This window comes from Roseburia sp. AF02-12 (assembly GCF_003461765.1).
GTDB lineage: Bacteria > Bacillota > Clostridia > Lachnospirales > Lachnospiraceae > Roseburia_C > Roseburia_C amylophila.
In genome coordinates this window covers 1531294-1553307 of the sequence record NZ_QTXS01000001.1, presented here as the reverse complement: position 1 = coordinate 1553307, position 22014 = coordinate 1531294, and the positions used below count along the sequence as shown (strand labels likewise).

Genomic DNA, 22014 nt, shown 5'->3' with positions numbered 1-22014 from the left:
GGATGGAAGAGAAAGTTATTAAAGCAGCTACCGTGATTATTACTGCCATAAGCATTATTGTGGCAGGAACGCTGCTGTTTTTTCCACAACTTCATATCCGGGCAGAGGAAAACAGGGAACTTCGGGCACAGGAAGCCATCGAGCGCAAGGAAAATATGGATGCGCTGGAAATGCTGCAGTATAATACGGCAAATGTAGACAGCCAGGAGGGCATCAGCTTTGACCAGCAGCTTCGTATTGCGTTACCGGAAAATGTGACACCGGAAGATGTCAGCGTAGAAAATGACTATCTGACCCAGACCATTATCATTAAAATTCCGGGAGCAGATGAGAATTATCTTTATAACTATCCCATGATAGGAAAGAGCTATCATATAGATAATCTGACTTATGAAAGTGAGCCGGAATATGGTGTAATTGAGATCTCTTTAGATAGTGTGGTGGAATTACAAAAGACATCTGACGAGCATTATATTTATATGGATTTTTTGACACCACATGAAGTCTATGATAAAGTTGTGGTAATAGATGCAGGACATGGTGGAAATGCACCGGGAGCTACAAAGCAGGGCATTAATGAGAAAGATATTGACCTTGCTATAGTGCTTAAAGTAAAGGAATTATTTGATGAAGCAGGAGATGAGAGCGTCGGAGTCTACTATACGAGAACGGATGACAGCAATCCAAGTCTTGAACAGCGTGTAGATATGGCAAACAAAGCCGGGGCAGACCTCTTTATCAGCGTACATAATAATTCTACCAAGAGCGGAAGAATGTCCAGTATCAACGGAACAGCAGTCATGTATGATGAAGAGAAGGCATCTGAGGAAAATGGAAGTATGCAGTTAGCCCAGATTTGCTTAGAAGAAATGACAGCGGCGTTAGGAAGTACCAGTAAGGGAATTGTAAAAGGACACGAGATTTATATTATACGAACAGCAGAGATGCCGGTAGCATTGATAGAAGTAGGCTTTATGACAAATCAGGATGAACTGAACCGGTTGAATGATGAAGCATATCAGAAAGAGGCAGCACAGGCAATTTATAATGCAATTTACCGGGCATTCCAGGAGGGATATTAAGATGAATAAAATAATATTTGCAACAGGAAACAAGGACAAGATGAAAGAAATCCGCATGATTTTATCGGATCTTGATGTAGAGATTCTTTCTATGAAAGAAGCCGGAATCAGCGTGGATATTGAAGAAAATGGAACTACTTTTGAAGAAAATGCACTGATTAAGGCAAAAGCTGTGGCAGCATATACAGATGCTATTGTTTTAGCTGATGATTCTGGTCTGGAAATTGATTATCTGAATAAGGAACCGGGTGTATATTCTGCCCGTTATATGGGAGAAGATACCTCTTATACCATAAAGAACCAGAATCTTTTGGACCGTCTGAATGGAGTACCAAAGGAACAGCGAACCGCACGCTTTGTATGTGCAATTGCGGCTGTATTACCGGATAAAGAAACACTGGTAACCCGTGAGACAATTGAGGGATATATTGGATTTGAGCCTCAGGGTGAAAATGGATTTGGCTATGATCCAATCTTTTATGTGGATGAATATAACTGCTCAACAGCAAGCTTGCCACCGGATAAGAAGAATGAAATGAGCCATCGTGGAAAAGCATTACGCGCAATGAAAGAAGCACTCATGGGAAAAGGTTTATCATAAAGGAAGATAAAAGATGAGAGTATTGATAGTAAGTGATACCCATAAGAAACATGCAAATCTGATAACGATTATGGAAAAAGAAAGACCTTTTGACCGTATGATTCATCTGGGAGATGCAGAAGGTTATGAGGACTATATTGCGGAACTGGCAGGATGTCCACTGGACATTGTGGCAGGAAATAATGACTTTTTCTCTGAACTTCCGAAAGAAAAGGAAATTGAAATCGGAGGATTAAAGGCATTGATTACCCATGGACACTACTATTATGTTTCTGCCGGCCTGGAGGATATCAAGAAAGAGGCAAGGGGAAGAGGCATGGATATTGTAATGTTCGGACACACCCACAGACCGCTTATAGAAAAGGATCATGGTGTAGTGGCATTGAATCCGGGCAGCACATCATATCCTCGTCAGGATGGACATCTGCCGTCTTATATCGTGATGGAAATCGACGCAAATGGTACTCCGGACTATCAGCTCAAATATCTTTCTGAAGAAGAAAAACCAAAAAAACCTTTATAAATTGGGGCAAGATTCGGAGTTGTAAAAATTTTTTGAAAAAATTTGAAAATAAATGTTGACAATTGGTATATGCTATAATATAATATGTCTTGCGTCACGGAAAAAGAAATTTAAATAGCGTTGACGGGGTGTGGCTCAGCTTGGCTAGAGCGCCTGGTTTGGGACCAGGAGGTCGCAGGTTCGAATCCTGTCACCCCGACTTCATGCGGGTGTAGTTCAATGGTAGAACACCAGCCTTCCAAGCTGGATACGTGGGTTCGATTCCCATCACCCGCTTTCTAATTGGAAAATTAGATATGTGTTCGTAGCTCAGCTGGATAGAGCAACGGCCTTCTAAGCCGTGGGTCGGGGGTTCGAATCCCTTCGAGCACATTTTCCCGAGAGGGAAGAGAGACCGCCTGATGGCCGGAATCTTATGGTGGGTATAGCGCAGTTGGTTAGCGCGCCAGATTGTGGCTCTGGAGGCCCAGGGTTCGAATCCCTGTATCCACCTTGATGCGATGGTTAGAGCATCTTTTGTAAAATTGATGGGCTATCGCCAAGCGGTAAGGCACAGCACTTTGACTGCTGCATACGTTGGTTCGAATCCAACTAGCCCAGTTAAGTTGCGATGTATCTTGAAGGATTCCAAAAGGATTTGGAAAGAGCACTTATCGAACTAAATATGTATGGGATATTAGCTCAGTTGGTAGAGCACTTGACTTTTAATCAAGTTGTCCGGGGTTCGAATCCCCGATGTCTCAGTCGTTGAAAATGGCGGAAATGCTGATAAATACAGTATTTCCGCCATTTTTGTGAGTAATCGGAAGTAGTGCTAAGTAAGCCTAAATATTCATCTTCACCCCATCTTCAAGGGCATTTTTGAACCCCTTCATCTTCATTTCATCTTCAAAAGGAGAAAAAGAAGCGTTTGCGTAATTAGGTAGAATGCTTTATGATTGAGATAATGAGGTGTTAGGAAGGCTTTCAAAAATCTTTGGAGAAACATATAAAGATTGAAAGGAAGATGAAATAATGTATTATGGAAAAGAAACAGATGAATTAAAAAAAGCAAGAGAAGAGTATGAAGGTATTTTTGGTTATGACCCAAATGGAGAAATAGAATTAGAGTTTAATGAACAAGACGAATATTTAGCAGTTTTATTACAGTGCATAGAAGAAAAGAAAGATATGTTTGATGTACTTGGAGGAGAAAAAGCATGACAAGAAGAGAACGTGAAGTAACAGATATAAATGAAATCCTTAAGATTATGGATGCCTGCAAGATTGTGCATATCGGACTTGTGGATGGTGACCAGCCTTATGTGTTACCGATGAATTACGGCTATACCTATGAAGCTGGAAAAATGGTGATTTACCTTCATGGAGCAAAGAAGGGATATAAGTATGATTTAATAGAGAAAAATCCGAAGGTATGCTTTGAAATGGAGTGTGATGTGGTGCCATTTGAAGGAAAGGTGGCATGCCAGTATGGCAATTCCTATTCCTGTGTTGTGGGAAAAGGGAAAGCTGTTATTGTAGAGGATGTAAATGAGAAAATGCAGGCACTTTCTATTTTGATGAAATGCCAGACCGGAGGAGATTTTACTTTTAATGAAGAACTGGTATCCATTGTCAATGTGATTCGGATTGATGTAAGTGAATTCAGTGCAAAAAGAAGGCCGGTTCCGGAAGGGTTGAAAAAGTAGAGATATGTAGATGCCTATAGTGAGGAAACTATTTAGAATATTGTATTAGAAAAATATGAGGAAGGATAAGATAAATTATGGAAGTATTATGGGATATAACACAAGCTATAGAGCAATTGCTTAAATCGAATTATAATATATTTGGATATATATTTCCACTTTGGGAGATTATTCTTATAATAGTAGGAATTTTGTTGTTAGTGTGGATTCTTGGTACAATTATTTCTAAATATTGTCAAAAAATAGTGGCAAGAACCAGTAAGAGGTGTCATGATTTAAATGAGTTGAATACACATTTTGATTTTCATCTTGATTTACAAAATCAATACATAGTTGAAAAAGATTTAAAAACAAAAGCTCAATTTGATAGATTTAATTATGATAATCAGTTTAATCAATATATTCAACAACGTATAGAGTATATAAAAGATATAATCGAAAAGGCTCATACCAATGCTCAATTATTGGAGAAGTATAAATGCGAACTTAAAGAAATTGCTCCAAATACAACTAAGGAAGAGGCACGGAAAAATAGAGTACCATATATAATTTATAAGTTGTTTGAGGAAAAGTTAGTACAAAAGAATATATTATCTCCAGTTACTGAACCAGACTTTTTATATCAGATTGAGTATACAAGTCCAAAAGGACGAAATTATTATTCTGATGAAGAAAGGTATTCTTTTCAACAATTAGAGCTACACTATAATAGTGTTCAAAAACAAATTGAACGCCGTGAAAGTAAAGCATATCAAAGAACATTGATGACAGAATCTTTGAGATATGACATTTTAAAACGAGATGGGTTTAAATGTGCTCTGTGTGGGAGAAGTGCAGATGATGGTGTAAAACTGCATGTAGATCATATAATACCAGTATCAAAGGGTGGAAAAACAGTGCCGGAGAATTTAAGAACACTTTGTGATTCATGCAATCTTGGAAAAAGTGATAAATATGACCCAAATGGTGTAAACTAAAAGTGAAAGCAGGAATTCTAAGAATTCCTGCTTTTTTCTATCCTCAATCATTTATCACAAAACTGTGACAATCTATTCGTTGCGCGACGTAGGAAGCATTTGTATAATGAGACATAGGAATGAACCGGGGAAAAGTAAGAAAGAAAAAAACGAATGACAACAGATAAGAAAAAGGATGTTTAGGGAAGATGGATAGAATATTAGTAGTGGAAGATGACCGGGAACTGAACCAGGGAATTTGCTTTGCACTGCAGCAGGCAGGGTATGAGACAGAAAGTGCCTACTCCATTCAGGAGGCAAAGCTTGCGGGTTTGCAGCAGGAATATTCGCTTATGATACTGGATGTAAATCTTCCGGATGGAGAGGGCTTTGGCTTTTGTAAATGGATTATGGAGCACAGGAAAGTGAAGGTCATGTTTCTTACGGCAAGAGATTTGGAAGAAGATGTGTTATCCGGGTATGAGTTGGGAGCAGAGGATTATGTGACAAAGCCATTTTCCATACATATTCTGCTAAAGAAGATAGCGGTCATTTTAAAACGGGAGACGGAAAATCCAAGAAATATTTATGAAGATGGATATCTGCGGATAGACTTTGACCGGGTCAAGGTAGAAATAGAGGGGAAAGAGTGCATGGTAACACCTACAGAATTTCGGATGTTACGCTTATTTATTGAACATGCAGGACAGCTGCTTTCTTATAATGTGCTGTTAGAGCAATTGTGGGACTGTGATGAAGCATATGTGGACCGACACACACTGGCAGTCAATGTGAACCGGCTCCGTGGAAAGATAGAGGATGCGGAACACAAATATATTTCAAATGTATATGGGATGGGATATCAATGGTTGCGATAGGAATAATAGCAGGCTGTGGCATTGTGATAAGTTATCTTCTAGTCAGACTGTATCGGCAGAAGAAGGAAATCTATGATTTTACGGAAGAACTACAGCGGTGTCTGACGCTGATGAAAGCAGGCGAAGACATTGGAAATGAAGCGGAGTTTAAGGACAGCCTTTGGGATAAGATTTATCAGGATTTGCAGGAGCTTATGGATGTTTGGAACAGGAAGAACCGACAGAGCCATAAGGAAAAAGAACAGATAAAAGAGTTGATTTCTGATATTTCCCATCAGGGTAGAACGCCAATGGCGAATATTAAAATATATCTGGAAATTTTAGAAGAGGAACAGGAAGATAAGGTGCGGCGGCAGGAGTGTATTGGAAAGCTGATAAAACAGACAGAACGGCTGGATTTCCTGATGCAGAGTCTGGTGAAGCTTTCGCGCCTGGAAACCGGAATCATAGAAATATGTGAAAAGGACACAAAGATTTTTGAAGTGTTAGGACTAGCGGTTGCGGCAGTGGTACCGGGAGCGGAAGCAAAAGAGATTTCTGTCCATGTGGACTGCCCGGAGACATTGAAACTGTTTTGCGATGCCAAGTGGACACAGGAAGCAATTTTTAATCTTTTAGAGAATGCAGTGAAATATACTCCAAAAGGGGGAAACATCTATATTTCAGTAATGGAACAGGAGGTTTTTGGAAAAATCAGCATCCGGGATACCGGAAGGGGAATCCCTGCGGAACATCAGGCACAGATTTTTCAAAGGTTTTACCGGGAACCGGAAGTCCATGATGAGGATGGAATCGGGATTGGCCTGTATCTGGCACGAAAGATTGTGACGATGCAGGACGGCTATATGGAAGTGCATTCAGAAAGTGGAAAGGGGGCAGAATTTTGCATTTATCTGCCAATGAAATAAAAGAAGTAGTACGGACAGAGGAGTTAAAGAAATATTATCCGTTGGGAACCCATACGGTAAAAGCCTTAGATGGAGTGAACCTTACCGTAAAAGAGGGAGAATTTGTGGCAATCACCGGAAAGTCCGGAAGCGGGAAAAGTACGCTGCTGCATATGTTAGGAGCATTGGATGTGCCAACATCCGGAGAAGTCTATATTGATGGGAAAAGCCTTGCATCAATGACGAGGGAAGAGCAGGCAGTCTTTCGAAGAAGGAAGGTTGGTGTAGTATTTCAAAGCTATAACCTGATTCCTGATTTGAGTGTGTATGAGAATATTGTGCTGCCCATCGAGCTGGATGGAGGTTATGTGGACAAGGCATATATAGAAGAATTGTTAAGGCAACTGAAAATAGAAGATAAGCGGGATGCACTGCCGGGTACGTTATCTGGCGGTCAGCAGCAGAGAACAGCAATTGCCCGGGCATTATCTTATAAGCCGGCTATTCTCTTAGCGGATGAACCCACGGGAAATCTTGATACACAGACCAGCCATGATGTTATGGGATTGTTAAAAACAGTGGCACGAAAATATCAGCAGACTACAATTCTGATTACCCATGACATGGACGTGGCGCAGTTGTCAGACCGGATTGTATACATGGAAGATGGGAAAATCAGGAAGGAACGAAAGCTCTATGCTTAAAAATAATAATCAGGCTGTCATACGTAAGATGGCAGTCCGTTCCATAAGGAGCAACAGAAAGAAAAACAGCCTGTATCTTGTGGCAATTGTATTGGCGGTGCTGATGCTGTTTACGGTTATGCAGACAGGGGCTTCCTACATGCATATGCAGTATGTCTGGCGGCTGCATTCTGTGGGGGAACTCTATGATGGAATTCTGATGGGCGGAGTCACAAAAGAGCAGGAAGAGATGGTAAAAGCAGATCCTGGTATTGAGGTAGTTGGAATTACAGAATTTATGCTGGGAAGCATCGGTGAAAAGAATATTTCTATCATATATGAGGATAAAAATTACCGGGAGAAAATGCATCAGCCAGGCATTCTACATCAGGAGGGAAGGTATCCTGAGACATCCGATGAGGTGATGGTTACAAAGACGCTATTGGAAAAGCGGAAGTCGGAAAATTTTGCAATTGGAGATACGCTGCTTTTAAGCTATCAGAAGAAAGATGGAACCCAGGTAGAAAAGCCTATGAAAATTACGGGTATTATAGATGACTATGAAGAAACTGCCAACTGTTTCGTGACAGAAGATGTATTTGAACAGGCAGGCTACAGTCAGGCAGACTATGGCTGTGGCATTCTCTACTATCAATATCGCTTCTGGTTTGCATCAGACCGGATAGAGAACCGTCTGAAAGAAGAACTAAATCTGGAACGGAAGCAGAACATTCAGACAACATGGGACTGTGATAAGGTAAAGGGAATTTTTCTTGGGATGATAGGAATCATTATGTTAACCTGCCTCAGTGCCTATTTACTGATTTACAATATCATGTATTTATCCATAGAAGATAATATCCGCTATTATGGATTGCTTCGTGCTGTGGGAATGACAGAAAGCCAGATGCACCGGCTGTTGTGGCAGAAACAGATTATTCTAAGTGGAATCGGAATTTTAATGGGAATAGTTTTAGGATTTCTGACGTCCTATCTTGTGATTCCCGGAACAATCCGGGTACTGGGACTTCGTTCAGAAAAGATGGCTGTAACGATAAAACCGGAATTTCTGGTGCTGACGATTGCTATTATGGCAGTAACCGTCTATATTGCCAGCCGTAAGCCGGTAAGAGTAGCAGAGCGCATTTCTGTCATGGAGGCACTGGGATATCAGACTTCGAAGGTAGTCTATACCGGAAAGAAAAAACGAACCGGGAAAAATATTACTTACCGTCTGGCATGGCAGCAGCTGTGCCGGATGAAGAAGAAAACAATCCTTGTCATCCTTTCGCTATCAACCAGTCTGACTGTATTTCTATGTGTGGTAACGCTGGCGGGAAGTCAGAGCAAACGGACGGCAGAGTTACAATATATGGATGCTGATATGGAACTGACCAATAAGAGTATGGTGGCTGATACATCAGACTGGAAACAGCCTTTCGATGACACATTTTGTGATAAACTTTCCAAAATAGATGGAGTAAAGGAAATCCACAAATTAAATTACAGTACAATCGTCGTACCCTGGGAGCCGGATTTTTCGGATCAGTGGATGCGTGATTTCTATGACCAGTGGATGTATATAAAATATGACGATGTAAGAGAAGAATATCAGCAGAATCCGGAACATTTCATGGCACTGGTGGTGGGAATCGATGAAAAAACATTTCATTATATCAATCAGCAGAACGAAACGGCAATTGATGAAAAATCATTTTTGGAAGGGGAAAGCTGCCTTTTATGCCAGCAATATATGGGATATACCAATGCGGATGTCAAAAATAAGAAAATAAGCTTTTATTTTCCGGGGCAGGAAACAAAGAAATACAGCACATCTGTTGCAGGGCTGCAGAAGGATGACAGCCCATATCGTGGACCCAGCGAGGTAAGTTTATCTGTTGCGGGAATACAGGAGGATGACAGTCCGTATCTTGGCCCGAATGCCATGGGACCGACGATTATAATTTTAGTCAGTGACTCTTTTTTAGAGGATAAGGCAGAGAGCCTGTGGACATACAAGGTATCGGTGATTTATGACGAGGAATACGATAAGGAAACAGAAAAGAAGGTCAAAGAGCTGATACAGGAATCTAAGGATGCAAAAGATATTACCTGGAGCAGCAAGTTAAAGGGCATCAAAGAGCAGAAGCCGGCAGAACAGAAGATGTGGCAGCTAGGAATGGGAATCGCTATAGTTTTGGGATTTATCGGTGTGATGAATTATATTAATACAGAGCTTGGCAGTATATCCGGCAGAAGGCGGGAAATTGCAATATTAGAAAGCATTGGCATGACCGGAAAACAACAGCGCAGGCTGCTTTTGACAGAAGGGATGTATTATGCGGGAATTTCGTTTTTCCTGACGGCAACGGTGGGACTTGGCATTGATGTGCTGTTGTTTCAGCGGATGAATTATCATAAGGTAGCATTTTCCATCCCTGTCATTCCAGTGGTTGTCATGATAGTGACACTGTTTGCACTGTGCATTTTCGTACCGTTGGCAGCAGGCAGATTCATGGAAGGAGATGGCACTCTGGTAGAGCGGATTCGTCATGTGGGAGAATAAAAAATAACTTTCACTGCAACCGTTTCTTCTGTTATTACAATATATAGGTGTAAGGGAAACATCCCAAAATAAATGACGGCGCGGTCTGGGAGAATGGAAGCATGAACAAACAATTACTGGAACATTACATTGAGGCGTACGGAACGGACATCTATTCCTTTTGTATCCGGCTGACACAGAACCGGGAACAGGCAGAAGAACTCTATCAGGATACCTTTCTTGCAATGTGTGAGAAGGAGGACTGGAAGGAAGAGGGAAATGTCAAAAGCTATCTGCTTGGAATTACCATAAAGCTCTGGCAGAACCGGAAGCGGAAATTTGCCTGGCGAAAGAGGATTGCAGCGGAGATTCCCTTATCGAAGGAGCAGGGACTGGAAGCATTTTCAACAGATGAAAACTTAGAGCAGCATATGGTAAGCAAAGAAGAGCAGGAAGCCGTGTGGAAGGCTGTATACAAATTGCCGGAGCAGCTTCGCATCGTGATTCTTCTATACTATATGGAAGATTTCAAAGTGGCTGAGATTGCAGAAAAGCTGTCCCTCTCTATCAGTAATGTGAAAAGTAAACTGATGCGTGCACGTAGATATCTGAAGCAGGAATTGGAGGATTTTATCATATGAAACCAACCTTAGATGATTTATTACACAACTCCCTTATAGCAACTGATATTCCCTCGGAAGAACTCAACGAGAGGATTTTAAACCAGTCAACCCAAAAGGAGGTTGTACCTATGCGGAAGAAGGAAACGAAGAAACCATGGAAAATGGCACAGACAGCAGCGGCTGTGGCGCTTCTTGTTTTAGTCACCGGCTGTGGTGTATATGCGGCAGAGCGGATCCTTGCACAAAAACAGATTGCTATTATTGATAATGAAACGGAATTTATGGAAAATGCCACAGAGACAACGATTCATTATGAAGAATTTTCAGGAGAAAATCTTGATTTTGCAGACAGCAAGGTGACAGACCGGACAGAGGAACTAATTCAAACTTCTGATTTCGTTGGAACCGTTACCGAAGGAACCAAGGATGATTTATGGAGCTTGAAGGCAGAAGAAAAGATTGATGGCAAAATAGAGGTGGGTTATGTCTATCCGAAATTAAGCGATGCTTTTAAAGACCAGAATATTGGCATTGACCTTTCTTATATAGAAGCAAATTATCCAACACTCTGGAGTGAAAAAGCCTGTCAGCTTTGCTATGATTCCAGGGATGCAGACACTTTTTCCCAGGGAGCATTCTTTGCCAGTTACCGGAAGGGAGACAGTCAGGCGGTGTCTATCCAGTATGAAGTATCGGATATAACAAATGAGGATGATTATATTTTTAAAGAAGCTTATGACAGCACCGGCACTTATACCACAGCAGATGGTGTGACACTGACCATTACCAGTCAAACAGCAGACAGCGGCTATACGATTACCTATGCCCGCATGATTACGGAATATAGTGATTTCGTTCTGACATTGCGGGGAGATTTTTCGGAAGAAGAAAGCCATGCAATTTATGACAGCTTAAATCTTTCTTCTATCTGTGAGACTGGGAAGCAGTAGTGGAAATACCTGTGAAGGCATAATAAAAAACGGTTCAGGAATTATCCTGAACCGTTTTTTGGGTTGGACTGCGGGCAACAGGACTTGAACCTGCACGGTCTCCCACTAGAACCTAAATCTAGCGCGTCTGCCAATTCCGCCATGCCCGCAAGACAAGAACTATAATAATATAAAAATGCAGTTCATGTCAAGTGTAGATTAACCTTGAAGCCCCCGTGCCTGACGGTCCATATCCTCTACTACAATGTCATAGATTTCACCAAGACCTGCGCAGTATTCTAAGACCTTCCAAGGCTCGTTGGTGTGATAATGAATCTTAATCAGTTCTTCATCACCAACTGCCAGAAGGCAGTCTCCTTTGAAATTTTCAGTAAAGTAATCATTAATTGCATCCTCGTCAAGATTTTCCCCTTCAATTAAGAGCTGAGTGTCATATCTGAATTCTAACATCATCGAATCCTCTCTTTCTGTCTATTTCCCTTTTATCAGGAATAAATTTCAAACACAGTATAGCATAACGCAGTGAGAGAAGAAAGTATTTCATAAAGCAGCAGGACTTTGTTGAGACAGATTAACCAAGTAGAAAGTTTTAGATTTCTTTAAGAACTGCCTAAGCAAAGATTAATGTTCTTTAAGAATTCGTAACTGTGATATTCTTGTGATTTTATTGTGCTATAGTTGTCCCTAGAAAAAAGAAAAGAGGGATGATATGGATATTTTAAAGAACATCAGAGAAACTGCCCTGACACATCCGAAGCGGTGTGCAGTGCAAAGCAGAGAACAAAAGTTGACTTATGAGGAGTTAGAAGAATATTCCAACCGGCTTGCAGTATGGATTGCAAAGAACAGCCAGGACCGTAAGCGGCCGGTTATTGTATATGGACATAAGAACCCGTATATGGTGGTATGCTTCCTTGCCTGTGCCAAGGCAGGTAGAAGCTATGTGCCGCAGGATATCTGCATTCCGGTAAGCCGGGTGGATGAGACCGTATTAAGCGTAGAACCGGAACTGACCTTTGTGGTAGAAGGTGATTATCAGACAGAAATCGGAATGGTAATCGGAAAAGAGAAGATAGAAGAAATCGTAAAACAGGAGACAAACGAGACCGATGTGCTACAGCCTCTGACCAAAGATGAAGTATGGTATATCATATTTACTTCCGGAAGCACCGGAAAGCCTAAGGGTGTAGAGATTACAAGAGACTGCCTCAGCCATTATCTTGACTGGTCGGTGCAGTTAGGCAGCACCATGGAAGAAAAGGGCGGTGCACATTTTATGAATCAGGCACCATTTTCTTTTGATTTATCGGTAATGGATTTATACACTTCCCTGGTCTGTGGCGGAACGCTTTATACCATGGATAAGAAGATGCAGAGTGACTACAGTGAAATGTTGGGCTTCTTAGAACAGTCAGAAATTGAAATCTGGGTATCCACACCGTCTTTTGCAGATATGTGTCTGGCAGACCGGAATTTCTGTGGGGAAAAGATTGAAGCCTTAAAACTTTTCTTATTCTGTGGGGAAGTGCTTACTACAGCTACGGTAGAGAAGTTAAAGGAACGTTTCCCAGAGGCAGTTATTATCAATACTTATGGTCCGACAGAATCTACGGTGGCAGTCACGGATGTGACTATAACAGAGAAGTTATTGCAGGAGACCATTGCCCGGGGCAAATCCCTTCCGGTAGGCCATGAAAAGCCGGGAACTTATATCGAAATCTGGGATAAAGCCGGAAAAGCGTTACCGGAAGGTGAACAGGGCGAGATTATTATTATCGGAGATACGGTAAGCTGTGGTTATTATATGAGAGCAGATTTGACAAAGAAGGCATTTTTCCATTGTATCCGTGATGGAAAAGCTTACCGGGGTTATAAGACCGGAGATGCCGGATATTTAAAAGGCGGGCAGCTTTATTATAATGGAAGAATCGATTTGCAGGTGAAGCTGCATGGATACCGCATTGAAATTGAAGATATTGAAAATAACATGGTAAGACTTCCTCAGATTGACCATGCAGTCGTAGTGCCGAATCTGGAAGAAGGAAAGGTAAAGAGCCTGACGGCATTTGTGACAGGAGCACAGATGGCAGGAAAGAAAGCATCTGAGATTTCAAGACAGGTAAAAAACGGTCTGAAGGAATTCCTTCCGGTTTATATGATTCCAAAGAAAATAAAATATATAGAAACCATGCCAATGAATAACCATGGCAAGGCAGACCGAAAATATCTTGGAGGTCTGGCAGAATGAGTTTTTACAGCGGAGCACCATTCTTTGGCACATTGATTCTGTTATTGCTTTTTGCATTGATTCTTGGCTGTATGGAAAGGAGCCTGCGCTGGTATAACCTTATCGTATCTGGTGTAATGGTTGTCTGCGTGTTAGGCGGAAATCTGACGGCGCTTGCGTATTTCGCAGGATACTTTCTGATTGAATGGATGCTGGTCAGAGGATATGAATGCATAAGAAAGAAATATGGAAGAAAGGCAGCATTTTATCGCAGTTTTGTGCTGCTTTCCATCCTGCCACTTGCATTATGTAAACTATGTGACCTTCCATGGTTAAAGGAGATGAATCTTTTTCAGTTTACCGGAATTTCTTACCTTACGTTCCGGGTGGTGCAGATTATCATTGAACTTTATGATGGCACCATAGAAGAGGTGAAAATCCTTGATTTTTCAGCATTTTTAATCTTCTTTCCAACCTTTAGCTGCGGCCCCATTGACCGGAGCAGAAGATTCTTGGAGGATTATCATAATGTGCCGGGAAGAAGAGAATATCTTGAGCGGTTTGGAATTGGTTTACAGAAGCTTGTTTTAGGAGCAGCATATAAATTCGTATTTGCGGATTTCTTCTATCAGATTATGAATCAGTTCATGAACCGGACAGCAGGGAATATGGTTTGTTATGCATACAGCTATGGTTTTTATATGTTTTTTGATTTTGCGGGATACAGTCTGATGGCAGTGGGAACCGGCTATATGCTTGGCATCTGCGTACCGGATAACTTTAAGAAACCGTTTATCAGCCGGGATATGAAAGAATTCTGGGCAAGGTGGCATATTTCCCTGTCCGAGTGGTTTCGGGATTTTGTCTTTTCCAGATTTATGATGTTATCCATGCACAAAAAATGGTTTAAAAGCAGATTAAATGGTGCGGCAGCAGGCTTTCTTATCAATATGCTGGTGATGGGGGTGTGGCATGGTCTGACGGTGCATTATATTTTGTACGGACTCTATCATGGCATATTGCTGGCAGTTACGGAAATCTATCAGAAGAAGTCGAAGTTCTATAAGAAATATAAGAAGAAAACCTGGTATGCACTGGCATCATGGGGAATCACATTAAATCTGGTGATGTTTGGCTTCCTGATTTTCTCAGGACATTTTATTACAATTTAGGTTATCCCAACTTATATATAGAAGAAAAATTCTAGATGCAGAATCGTTTGCAAAGAAAAATAGAAAGAGAAAAAGGAGATTATAAGATGAAAGAAAAGATTTTGGATATTATTGAAAAAGTATGTGAGGATGACAGCATCCGGGAAGACCTTACGATGAATCTTTTTGAAGAGGATTTACTGGATTCCTTAAGCTTTGTAGCACTTCTGGTGGAACTTGAGGATAACCTTGGTGTTGTAATTTCACCATCGGAAGTAACAAGAGAGGATATGGATACACCGGAGAAAATTATCGCGCTGGTAGAAGCAAAAGCACAGGAGAAGTAAGCATGAAAACGATAAAAGCATTTGCAGTTTCGTTGCTGTTATGCGCACTTACGATAGTGGGACTGCATTTATACAGCGGCAGAGGTTTTTCGGCAGAGGGAAAAGCAGGCACCTGGGTCAGTGATGCAAAATCCCAAAGCGGCAGTACATTAAAGAAGATGGCAGCCGATGAAAAAGCATTGCTGATATTCGGCTCTTCGGAGCTGCGGCATGGACAGGGCAGCGGATTCCATGGAGATACGATTTTTGATGGTGCGGATATGGATCCCATTTATGTAGGAAAAGCAGGGTATCAGAGCCTGACCCATGCCATTACGCTGGGCGCGGTGGGCAGTCAGGCAGCCAATAAGAAGGCCGTATTAATCGTTTCGCCCCAGTGGTTTAAAGAAAATGGAGTAAAATCCACGGCGTTTGAAGCTGCTTTTTCAGAAGAAGAATATATTGCATTGCTGGAAAATCCGGATATCAGTCAGGAAACCAAAGATTATATCAATGGCAGACTGCAAAATATCATGGCAGATAATGAAAACATGTCAGAAAGAGTAAAAAAAGCCCGGGAATGGTATCAGCCGAAGGATGATAATACAGCAGAACAACCAGGCTGGCTGGAGCAGAAAAAAGCAGATTTTCATAAGGTACTGTTGGAAGAAAAGAATAATTATAAAGTGATGGCAGAGGCACTGATGGATGGAATCAGCAATCATAGGAGCAAGGAAAGTGGTGCAAAGCTGTCACAGGCTACCTGGGAGCAGCTTCGAAAGGAAGCTGAAACAGAAGGACATAAGCTTTCGGATGGCAACGACTATGGCATGTTTGACAGCGTATATAAAGGAACGTACCAGACGCTGATTGCCAATGGAAAACATAAGAATCCGAAGTACACCTTAGATTCCATGGAATTTTCGGATTTGGAATGTTTTCTGTCAATTTGCAGGGAGGAGGGAATCGAGCCTTTGGTAGTAATCCTTCCCTTTAACGGATACTGGTATGATTATACGGAGCTGACGGCAGAAGAGCGGAGCACATTTTATGAAAAGATAAGATGCATAGCAGAAGATTATGGTGTGCAGTGTGCCGATTTGAGTGGAAATGAATATACAGAGTATTACTTTGAGGATAATTCCCATCCAGCATTGAAAGGACTGGTAGATTTAAATGAAGCGATTTATGAATTTTATCGGAAAGATAAGACAGAATGAGAAGGCAGTATTTCTTGGTAAAGTGATTTTCTTTTACCTGCTGCTGATGATTCTATGGATGCATTTTATGCTGGCAAAGGATTCTGCAGCACCGGCGTTTATTTATGAGCAGTTTTAAACTATACCGGTTTGGAATGCGATATATAACCTGCGGTTATATATTAAAATAAATCAACCTAGTAAAATCAATACGTCTTTAGTACTTTAACGTGGTGAAGGGCATGAAAAACCTAGAAAAATCAAGGAGTAGCAGGGAAAATGAGTATTGCTTTTCAAATTTTCATGTAGTAAGATAAGGCACATGAAACCTAGGAGTTAAAGGAGGAACTATTATGAAGAAAAAAATAGTCAGTGTAATACTGGTCGCAGCGATGGCAGTTGGATGCCTTGCAGGTTGTGGCTCAAAAGAAGCAAAAAATGAAGATGCATTCTATATCGGAGGAATTGGACCGGTTACCGGTGATGCAGCAATTTACGGAACAGCCGTTCAGAACGGTGCACAGATTGCTGTCGATGAGATTAATGAAGCCGGTGGAATTAACGGTCATCAGATTGAATATAATTTCCAGGATGATCAGGGAGACCCTGAAAAAGCAGCAAACGCATACAACACCTTAAAAGACTGGGGTATGCAGGTATTAATGGGAACTGTTACAACAGGTCCTTGTGTATCTGTGGCAGATTTAACTGCAGCAGATAATATGTTCCAGATTACACCATCTGCATCATCTACAGATGTAATCAAGAACGACAATGTATTCCAGGTATGCTTTACAGACCCTGCACAGGGAACAAAATCCGCACAGTATATCGGTGAGAATAACCTTGCCAAGAAAGTGGCAATTATTTACAATAGTTCAGATATCTATTCATCAGGTATCGAAGCAAAATTCGTAGAAGAAGCAGCAAACCAGAACTTTGAGGTAGTTGCAGAAGAAGCATTTACTGCAGATTCCAAGACAGATTTTTCTACACAGTTACAGAAAGCAAAAGATGCAGAAGCAGATCTGGTATTCCTTCCAATCTACTATACAGAAGCATCTATTATCTTAACCCAGGCAGATTCTATGGGATATGCACCGACATTCTTCGGATGCGACGGTATGGACGGAATCTTAGGTGTTAAGAACTTTGATACTTCTTTAGCAGAAGGACTTATGTTATTAACACCGTTTGCAGCAGATTCGAAAGATGAAAAAACTGCAAACTTCGTTTCTAAATATGAAGAGAAATATAAAGATACACCAAACCAGTTTGCAGCTGATGCTTATGATGCAATTTATGCAATCAAAGCAGCATTGGAAGAAGCAAATGCAACACCGGATATGAGTGCTTCTGATATTTGTGATTTATTGAAAGACGCAATTACAAAAGTCAACATTGATGGTGCAACAGGTAGCGGAATGACATGGTCAGCAACTGGTGAAGTAAACAAAGATCCTAAAGCGGTTGTAATTCAGAATGGTGAATACGTAGGAATGTAATGTATTTTATCAGATAAGCCAAAGAGGGGTTGCCAATGGCAGCCCCTTTTATGTATTATAGAGGTATATATTCTAAGAGAAAGCAAGAGGTGTTGTTATGAGATTCATAACGTATTTAATCAACGGTATCAGCCTTGGCAGCATCTATGCAATCATTGCACTGGGTTACACCATGGTGTATGGAATTGCTAAGATGCTGAATTTTGCCCATGGTGATGTTATCATGATTGGCTGCTATGTCGTATTTATGACAATGAGCGGCATGAACATGAACCCGCTTTTGAGCGTAATCCTTGCAGTTGTAGTCTGCACTGTGCTTGGCGTGATAATTGAAAAAGTGGCATATAAGCCTTTGCGTAAGGCATCTCCACTGGCAGTATTGATTACAGCAATTGGTGTCAGCTATTTGCTGCAGAATATTGCATTACTGATATTTGGTGCAGATACCAAATCCTTTAGTTCTGTAGTTCCACTGCAGAATATCAAGATTGGCGGAATTACCATAACCGGTGTTACGGTAGTGGCAGTCCTGGCATGTATTGTTATCATGATTGGTCTGATGATTTTTATTAAAAAGACAAAAGCAGGACAGGCAATGTTGGCAGTATCTGAGGATAAGGATGCAGCACAGCTTATGGGGGTAAATGTAAACGGGACAATTTCACTTACTTTCGCAATTGGTTCCGGACTTGCGGCAATTGCAGGTGTGTTATTGTGTTCAGCATATCCGACACTGACTCCATATACCGGCGCTATGCCTGGTATCAAAGCATTTACTGCAGCTGTATTTGGTGGAATCGGTTCCATTCCGGGAGCATTTATCGGAGGAATCCTTCTTGGTATTATCGAAATCTTAGGAAAAGCTTATATTTCTTCACAGCTTTCCGATGCTATCGTTTTTGCCGTGTTGATTATTGTGTTATTGGTTAAGCCTACCGGTATTCTTGGTAAGCCAATTCATGAGAAAGTGTAGGTGGCAGGAATGAGTAAAATGAATTTAAAAACAATGAAGAAGACAACAAAGAGTAATCTGATTACATATGCTATGGTAATCGTCATTTTTGCCGTAGTACAGATTCTGGTAGCAACCGGAAGCATGTCCAGTCTGATGCAGGGACTTTTGGTACCCCTTTGTACTTATTCTATCGTTGCAATCGGATTGAACCTCTGTGTAGGCTATCTGGGTGAATTAAGTCTTGGTCATGCAGGCTTTATGTGTGTCGGCGCATTTTCCAGTGCTTTCTTTACCAGATGTATGGAAAATTCATCTATGAATCCAACCCTGCGTTTTATCATCGCTTTATTAATCGGAACTGCTGTTGCAGCATTCTTTGGATTCTTAATCGGAATTCCGGTACTTCGTTTAAGAGGTGATTACCTTGCAATCGTAACACTGGCATTTGGAGAGATTATCAAGAATGTCATCAATGTTCTTTATGTAGGCAAAGATGAAAACGGTCTGCATTTTGCAATCAATGACAACAAGGCTCTTAATATGTCGGGAACCGGAGAAATGATTATCGATGGTGCAAAGGGAATCACCGGAACACCAAGACAGTCTACTTTCTTAATCGGTGTTATTTTGATTCTGGTTGCATTGTTTGTAGTATTTAATCTGGTTAATTCCAGAAGCGGCCGTGCTATCATGGCAATCCGTGATAACCGTATTGCAGCAGAATCCGTTGGCATTAATATTACAAAGTTTAAACTGATGGCATTTACCATTTCTGCAGCAATCGCAGGAGCAGGCGGAGTGCTTTATGCACATAACCTTTCCAGTCTGATTGCCCAGCCGGCAAACTTTGGATACAATATGTCCATCATGATTCTGGTATTTGTCGTACTCGGTGGAATGGGAAGCTTCCGTGGCTCCATTATTGCAGCCGTAGTACTAACCATGCTTCCAGAAGTATTGCGTGGACTGCGTGATTACCGTATGCTGATTTATGCGGTAGTTCTGATTGCAATGATGCTCTTTAACTGGGCACCGGCAGCAATTACCTGGAGACAGACACATTCTTTGAAGAATTTATTTGCAAAGAAAACGAAGGAGGTACAATAAGATGGCAATGTTAGAAGTAAAGAATCTTGGAATTTCCTTCGGTGGACTCCGGGCGGTAGATGGATTTGAAATGCAGATTGAAAAAGGTCAGTTATACGGACTGATTGGACCGAACGGTGCAGGTAAAACAACCGTATTTAATATGCTTACCGGTGTATACAAACCGGATGATGGAAGCATTGTACTGGATGGAAAAGATATTACCGGAAAGAAAAACATAGATATTAATAAAGCCGGAATTGCAAGAACCTTTCAGAATATCCGCCTTTTTAAAGACCAGTCCGTGCTGGATAATGTAAAAGTCGGACTGCATAATCATCATACCTATTCTACTTTAACCGGAATCCTAAGACTTCCGAAGTATTTTAAAGTAGAAGCAGAGATGAATGAAAAGGCAATGGAGCTGTTAAAGGTATTTGGTCTTGAGGATGAAGCAGATTATCTGGCATCCAATCTTCCATATGGTAAACAGCGTAAACTGGAAATCGCAAGAGCATTGGCAACCGAACCAAAGCTTCTACTTTTAGATGAGCCGGCAGCTGGCATGAACCCAAATGAAACCAAAGAATTAATGGATACCATCCGCTTTGTAAGGGATGAATTTGATATGACCATTCTTCTGATTGAACATGATATGAAACTGGTATCCGGTATCTGTGAGAAACTGACTGTATTGAACTTCGGGCAGGTACTGGCAAGCGGAAATACCAGTGACGTATTGAATAATCCACAGGTTATCAAGGCGTATCTGGGTGAATAGGAGGGATGATAAAATGGCAATGCTTGAAATAAAAGATTTGGAAGTATATTACGGCGTGATTCAGGCAATTAAAGGGATTTCCTTTGATGTCAATGAAGGAGAAGTCATTGCATTAATCGGAGCCAATGGTGCAGGTAAGACAACTACACTGCAGACAATCACCGGAATGCTCAGTGCCAAAAAGGGAAGCATTCTTTTTGAAGGAACAGATATCACCAAGGTTCCGGGACATAAGATTGTATCCATGGGAATGGCACATGTTCCGGAAGGAAGACGTGTATTTGCAGAGCTTTCTGTATATGAGAACCTAAAGCTGGGTGCATATACCAGAAAAGATAAGCAGGAAATTGCAGAGTCTTTAGAGCGTGTATACAAGAGCTTTCCAAGATTAAAGGAACGTAAGAATCAGCTGGCTGGAACCTTAAGTGGTGGCGAACAGCAGATGCTTGCCATGGGCCGGGCGTTGATGAGTAAGCCGAGGATCATCCTTATGGATGAGCCGTCCATGGGATTGTCTCCAATCTTTGTAGAAGAGATTTTTAACATTATCAAAGAAATATCTGCATCCGGTACAACTGTTCTACTGGTAGAACAGAATGCAAAGAAAGCATTATCGATTGCAGACCGTGCATATGTACTGGAAACAGGTAAAATTGTATTGAGCGGTGATGCCAAAGAGCTTATGAATAATGAGTCTATTAAAAAGGCATATTTAGGAGAGTAGGTGTTAAATATGAAACATACGGTAATAACCATTGCAAGAAGTTATGGAAGCGGCGGAAGAACGCTGGGTAAGAAGCTGGCAGAAGAACTTGGAATTCATTGCTATGACCGTGAGTTAATAAGAATGGCTTCTGATGAAAGCGGAATCAATGAGGCATTGTTTGGAGAGGCAGATGAGAAACTGCGTAAGATGCCACTGTTTCGTATTGCGAAGAAAGCATATCATGGGGAAGTGCTTCCACCGGATAGTGATGAGTTTGTATCCAACGACAATCTCTTTAACTATCAGGCGAAAATTATCCGTGAGGTAGCCAAAGAAGAGTCCTGTATTATTATCGGACGTTGTGCGGATTATGTTTTAAAAGATTGTGATTATGTAAAGAGTCTGTTTTTCTACGCACCGCGTAAGGACTGCATTGAACGTGTCATGCAGCAGAATGGTGGAACTAAGAAGGATATTGAAAAGAAGATAGACACGATTGATAAATATCGCGCAGATTATTACAAATACTATACCGGCAGGGAGTGGAACGATGCCAGAAATTACGATTTCTGTCTGGACACTACATCCTTAAGTTATGAGAAGCTGGTACAGGTTGTAAAAGCATATTTAGAAATCAGTGAGGCAGAGGAGCCTTAGGAACA

General features: G+C 41.2%; 24 protein-coding genes and 7 tRNA genes. 29 read left to right on the top strand and 2 right to left on the bottom strand.

The window, feature by feature from the left end; all coding sequences use genetic code 11:
• Positions 1 to 2 precede the first annotated feature (2 nt).
• The 18 genes from DV740_RS07615 to DV740_RS07530 all read left to right on the top strand — a co-directional run bounded on the left by DV740_RS07615 (position 3) and on the right by DV740_RS07530 (position 11416).
• Positions 3 to 1082, top strand: coding sequence for an N-acetylmuramoyl-L-alanine amidase family protein (locus tag DV740_RS07615; protein ID WP_117698550.1), 1080 nt, complete (start codon positions 3 to 5; stop codon positions 1080 to 1082).
• Between the two features lies 1 nt (position 1083).
• The gene (locus DV740_RS07610) at positions 1084 to 1683 is read left to right on the top strand and encodes an XTP/dITP diphosphatase (protein ID WP_022243474.1); all 600 of its coding nucleotides are present in this window, start codon (positions 1084 to 1086) and stop codon (positions 1681 to 1683) included.
• A 13-nt stretch (positions 1684 to 1696) separates the two neighbouring features.
• Positions 1697 to 2206, top strand: coding sequence for a metallophosphoesterase family protein (locus tag DV740_RS07605; RefSeq protein ID WP_117947593.1), 510 nt, complete (start codon positions 1697 to 1699; stop codon positions 2204 to 2206).
• A 124-nt stretch (positions 2207 to 2330) separates the two neighbouring features.
• Positions 2331 to 2405 (top strand) — tRNA-Pro (locus DV740_RS07600).
• A 6-nt stretch (positions 2406 to 2411) separates the two neighbouring features.
• Positions 2412 to 2482, top strand: a tRNA-Gly gene (locus tag DV740_RS07595).
• A gap of 22 nt (positions 2483 to 2504) precedes the next feature.
• Positions 2505 to 2578, top strand: a tRNA-Arg gene (locus DV740_RS07590).
• A gap of 46 nt (positions 2579 to 2624) precedes the next feature.
• Positions 2625 to 2698: transfer RNA gene (locus DV740_RS07585), tRNA-His, on the top strand.
• A gap of 36 nt (positions 2699 to 2734) precedes the next feature.
• Positions 2735 to 2806, top strand: a tRNA-Gln gene (locus tag DV740_RS07580).
• A gap of 70 nt (positions 2807 to 2876) precedes the next feature.
• Positions 2877 to 2949, top strand: a tRNA-Lys gene (locus tag DV740_RS07575).
• Positions 2950 to 3220: 271 nt separating this feature from the next.
• Positions 3221 to 3409 carry a hypothetical protein gene (locus tag DV740_RS07570; RefSeq protein ID WP_118087797.1) on the top strand — a complete coding sequence of 63 codons (189 nt, stop codon included), beginning with the start codon at positions 3221 to 3223 and terminating at the stop codon, positions 3407 to 3409.
• On the top strand, positions 3406 to 3894 hold the full coding sequence (locus tag DV740_RS07565) for a pyridoxamine 5'-phosphate oxidase family protein (protein ID WP_118087796.1): 489 nt from the start codon (positions 3406 to 3408) through the stop codon (positions 3892 to 3894). The genes DV740_RS07570 and DV740_RS07565 overlap by 4 nt, the downstream gene beginning before the upstream one ends.
• Before the next feature lie 77 nt (positions 3895 to 3971).
• Positions 3972 to 4871: an HNH endonuclease gene (locus DV740_RS14955; RefSeq protein ID WP_199534938.1), complete on the top strand. Its 900-nt coding sequence runs from the start codon at positions 3972 to 3974 to the stop codon at positions 4869 to 4871.
• Positions 4872 to 5059: 188 nt separating this feature from the next.
• On the top strand, positions 5060 to 5728 hold the full coding sequence (locus DV740_RS07555) for a response regulator transcription factor (protein WP_118057257.1): 669 nt from the start codon (positions 5060 to 5062) through the stop codon (positions 5726 to 5728).
• Positions 5716 to 6636 (top strand): sensor histidine kinase, encoded by a 921-nt coding sequence (locus DV740_RS07550; protein ID WP_118087795.1) that lies wholly within the window; start codon positions 5716 to 5718, stop codon positions 6634 to 6636. The genes DV740_RS07555 and DV740_RS07550 overlap by 13 nt, the downstream gene beginning before the upstream one ends.
• Complete coding sequence (locus tag DV740_RS07545; RefSeq protein ID WP_022243468.1) at positions 6612 to 7319, top strand: ABC transporter ATP-binding protein; 708 nt, start codon at positions 6612 to 6614, stop codon at positions 7317 to 7319. Before DV740_RS07550 ends, DV740_RS07545 begins: the two co-directional genes overlap by 25 nt.
• On the top strand, positions 7312 to 9864 hold the full coding sequence (locus tag DV740_RS07540; RefSeq protein ID WP_158561538.1) for an ABC transporter permease: 2553 nt from the start codon (positions 7312 to 7314) through the stop codon (positions 9862 to 9864). Before DV740_RS07545 ends, DV740_RS07540 begins: the two co-directional genes overlap by 8 nt.
• Positions 9865 to 9965: 101 nt before the next feature.
• Positions 9966 to 10484, top strand: coding sequence for an RNA polymerase sigma factor (locus DV740_RS07535; RefSeq protein WP_118087793.1), 519 nt, complete (start codon positions 9966 to 9968; stop codon positions 10482 to 10484).
• A 110-nt stretch (positions 10485 to 10594) separates the two neighbouring features.
• Positions 10595 to 11416, top strand: coding sequence for a hypothetical protein (locus DV740_RS07530; protein ID WP_118087792.1), 822 nt, complete (start codon positions 10595 to 10597; stop codon positions 11414 to 11416).
• Positions 11417 to 11485: 69 nt separating this feature from the next.
• On the opposite strand, the gene DV740_RS07525 is transcribed toward DV740_RS07530, so the two are convergent.
• Both DV740_RS07525 and DV740_RS07520 read right to left on the bottom strand, forming a co-directional pair.
• Positions 11486 to 11565 (bottom strand) — tRNA-Leu (locus DV740_RS07525).
• Between the two features lie 49 nt (positions 11566 to 11614).
• Complete coding sequence (locus tag DV740_RS07520; RefSeq protein WP_117841841.1) at positions 11615 to 11866, bottom strand: kinase to dihydroxyacetone kinase; 252 nt, start codon at positions 11864 to 11866, stop codon at positions 11615 to 11617.
• 259 nt (positions 11867 to 12125) lie between these two features.
• On the opposite strand from DV740_RS07520, the gene dltA reads away from it, so the two are divergent.
• The 11 genes from dltA to DV740_RS07465 all read left to right on the top strand — a co-directional run bounded on the left by dltA (position 12126) and on the right by DV740_RS07465 (position 22009).
• The gene (gene dltA, locus DV740_RS07515) at positions 12126 to 13664 is read left to right on the top strand and encodes a D-alanine--poly(phosphoribitol) ligase subunit DltA (RefSeq protein WP_118087791.1); all 1539 of its coding nucleotides are present in this window, start codon (positions 12126 to 12128) and stop codon (positions 13662 to 13664) included.
• The gene (gene dltB, locus DV740_RS07510) at positions 13661 to 14815 is read left to right on the top strand and encodes a D-alanyl-lipoteichoic acid biosynthesis protein DltB (protein WP_117841687.1); all 1155 of its coding nucleotides are present in this window, start codon (positions 13661 to 13663) and stop codon (positions 14813 to 14815) included. Before dltA ends, dltB begins: the two co-directional genes overlap by 4 nt.
• 86 nt (positions 14816 to 14901) lie before the next feature.
• A complete protein-coding gene (gene dltC / locus DV740_RS07505) occupies positions 14902 to 15141 on the top strand; it encodes a D-alanine--poly(phosphoribitol) ligase subunit DltC (RefSeq protein WP_117698553.1) in 240 nt (79 codons plus the stop codon).
• 2 nt (positions 15142 to 15143) lie between these two features.
• Positions 15144 to 16340: a D-alanyl-lipoteichoic acid biosynthesis protein DltD gene (gene dltD / locus DV740_RS07500; RefSeq protein ID WP_118087790.1), complete on the top strand. Its 1197-nt coding sequence runs from the start codon at positions 15144 to 15146 to the stop codon at positions 16338 to 16340.
• The gene (locus DV740_RS07495; protein ID WP_117698525.1) at positions 16309 to 16458 is read left to right on the top strand and encodes a teichoic acid D-Ala incorporation-associated protein DltX; all 150 of its coding nucleotides are present in this window, start codon (positions 16309 to 16311) and stop codon (positions 16456 to 16458) included. The genes dltD and DV740_RS07495 overlap by 32 nt, the downstream gene beginning before the upstream one ends.
• A gap of 214 nt (positions 16459 to 16672) precedes the next feature.
• Positions 16673 to 17824 carry an ABC transporter substrate-binding protein gene (locus tag DV740_RS07490; RefSeq protein WP_117698526.1) on the top strand — a complete coding sequence of 384 codons (1152 nt, stop codon included), beginning with the start codon at positions 16673 to 16675 and terminating at the stop codon, positions 17822 to 17824.
• A gap of 97 nt (positions 17825 to 17921) precedes the next feature.
• Positions 17922 to 18797 carry a branched-chain amino acid ABC transporter permease gene (locus DV740_RS07485; RefSeq protein ID WP_117698527.1) on the top strand — a complete coding sequence of 292 codons (876 nt, stop codon included), beginning with the start codon at positions 17922 to 17924 and terminating at the stop codon, positions 18795 to 18797.
• A gap of 9 nt (positions 18798 to 18806) precedes the next feature.
• Positions 18807 to 19886 carry a branched-chain amino acid ABC transporter permease gene (locus tag DV740_RS07480; RefSeq protein WP_118087976.1) on the top strand — a complete coding sequence of 360 codons (1080 nt, stop codon included), beginning with the start codon at positions 18807 to 18809 and terminating at the stop codon, positions 19884 to 19886.
• Position 19887: 1 nt separating this feature from the next.
• Positions 19888 to 20646: an ABC transporter ATP-binding protein gene (locus tag DV740_RS07475; protein WP_118087789.1), complete on the top strand. Its 759-nt coding sequence runs from the start codon at positions 19888 to 19890 to the stop codon at positions 20644 to 20646.
• A gap of 13 nt (positions 20647 to 20659) precedes the next feature.
• A complete protein-coding gene (locus DV740_RS07470; protein WP_117698529.1) occupies positions 20660 to 21370 on the top strand; it encodes an ABC transporter ATP-binding protein in 711 nt (236 codons plus the stop codon).
• Positions 21371 to 21379: 9 nt separating this feature from the next.
• Complete coding sequence (locus DV740_RS07465) at positions 21380 to 22009, top strand: cytidylate kinase-like family protein (protein ID WP_117841843.1); 630 nt, start codon at positions 21380 to 21382, stop codon at positions 22007 to 22009.
• Positions 22010 to 22014 lie beyond the last annotated feature (5 nt).

What these genes read in the sequence shown, in the direction of transcription:
- DV740_RS07615 (WP_117698550.1), top strand. Translation starts at nt 3, where the DNA reads ATGGAAGAGAAAGTTATTAAAGCAGCTACCGTGATTATTACTGCCATA.
- DV740_RS07610 (WP_022243474.1), top strand. Translation starts at nt 1,084, where the DNA reads ATGAATAAAATAATATTTGCAACAGGAAACAAGGACAAGATGAAAGAA.
- DV740_RS07605 (WP_117947593.1), top strand. Translation starts at nt 1,697, where the DNA reads ATGAGAGTATTGATAGTAAGTGATACCCATAAGAAACATGCAAATCTG.
- DV740_RS07570 (WP_118087797.1), top strand. Translation starts at nt 3,221, where the DNA reads ATGTATTATGGAAAAGAAACAGATGAATTAAAAAAAGCAAGAGAAGAG.
- DV740_RS07565 (WP_118087796.1), top strand. Translation starts at nt 3,406, where the DNA reads ATGACAAGAAGAGAACGTGAAGTAACAGATATAAATGAAATCCTTAAG.
- DV740_RS14955 (WP_199534938.1), top strand. Translation starts at nt 3,972, where the DNA reads ATGGAAGTATTATGGGATATAACACAAGCTATAGAGCAATTGCTTAAA.
- DV740_RS07555 (WP_118057257.1), top strand. Translation starts at nt 5,060, where the DNA reads ATGGATAGAATATTAGTAGTGGAAGATGACCGGGAACTGAACCAGGGA.
- DV740_RS07550 (WP_118087795.1), top strand. Translation starts at nt 5,716, where the DNA reads ATGGTTGCGATAGGAATAATAGCAGGCTGTGGCATTGTGATAAGTTAT.
- DV740_RS07540 (WP_158561538.1), top strand. Translation starts at nt 7,312, where the DNA reads ATGCTTAAAAATAATAATCAGGCTGTCATACGTAAGATGGCAGTCCGT.
- DV740_RS07535 (WP_118087793.1), top strand. Translation starts at nt 9,966, where the DNA reads ATGAACAAACAATTACTGGAACATTACATTGAGGCGTACGGAACGGAC.
- DV740_RS07530 (WP_118087792.1), top strand. Translation starts at nt 10,595, where the DNA reads ATGCGGAAGAAGGAAACGAAGAAACCATGGAAAATGGCACAGACAGCA.
- DV740_RS07520 (WP_117841841.1), bottom strand. Translation starts at nt 11,866, where the DNA reads ATGTTAGAATTCAGATATGACACTCAGCTCTTAATTGAAGGGGAAAAT.
- dltA (WP_118087791.1), top strand. Translation starts at nt 12,126, where the DNA reads ATGGATATTTTAAAGAACATCAGAGAAACTGCCCTGACACATCCGAAG.
- dltB (WP_117841687.1), top strand. Translation starts at nt 13,661, where the DNA reads ATGAGTTTTTACAGCGGAGCACCATTCTTTGGCACATTGATTCTGTTA.
- dltC (WP_117698553.1), top strand. Translation starts at nt 14,902, where the DNA reads ATGAAAGAAAAGATTTTGGATATTATTGAAAAAGTATGTGAGGATGAC.
- dltD (WP_118087790.1), top strand. Translation starts at nt 15,144, where the DNA reads ATGAAAACGATAAAAGCATTTGCAGTTTCGTTGCTGTTATGCGCACTT.
- DV740_RS07495 (WP_117698525.1), top strand. Translation starts at nt 16,309, where the DNA reads ATGAATTTTATCGGAAAGATAAGACAGAATGAGAAGGCAGTATTTCTT.
- DV740_RS07490 (WP_117698526.1), top strand. Translation starts at nt 16,673, where the DNA reads ATGAAGAAAAAAATAGTCAGTGTAATACTGGTCGCAGCGATGGCAGTT.
- DV740_RS07485 (WP_117698527.1), top strand. Translation starts at nt 17,922, where the DNA reads ATGAGATTCATAACGTATTTAATCAACGGTATCAGCCTTGGCAGCATC.
- DV740_RS07480 (WP_118087976.1), top strand. Translation starts at nt 18,807, where the DNA reads ATGAGTAAAATGAATTTAAAAACAATGAAGAAGACAACAAAGAGTAAT.
- DV740_RS07475 (WP_118087789.1), top strand. Translation starts at nt 19,888, where the DNA reads ATGGCAATGTTAGAAGTAAAGAATCTTGGAATTTCCTTCGGTGGACTC.
- DV740_RS07470 (WP_117698529.1), top strand. Translation starts at nt 20,660, where the DNA reads ATGGCAATGCTTGAAATAAAAGATTTGGAAGTATATTACGGCGTGATT.
- DV740_RS07465 (WP_117841843.1), top strand. Translation starts at nt 21,380, where the DNA reads ATGAAACATACGGTAATAACCATTGCAAGAAGTTATGGAAGCGGCGGA.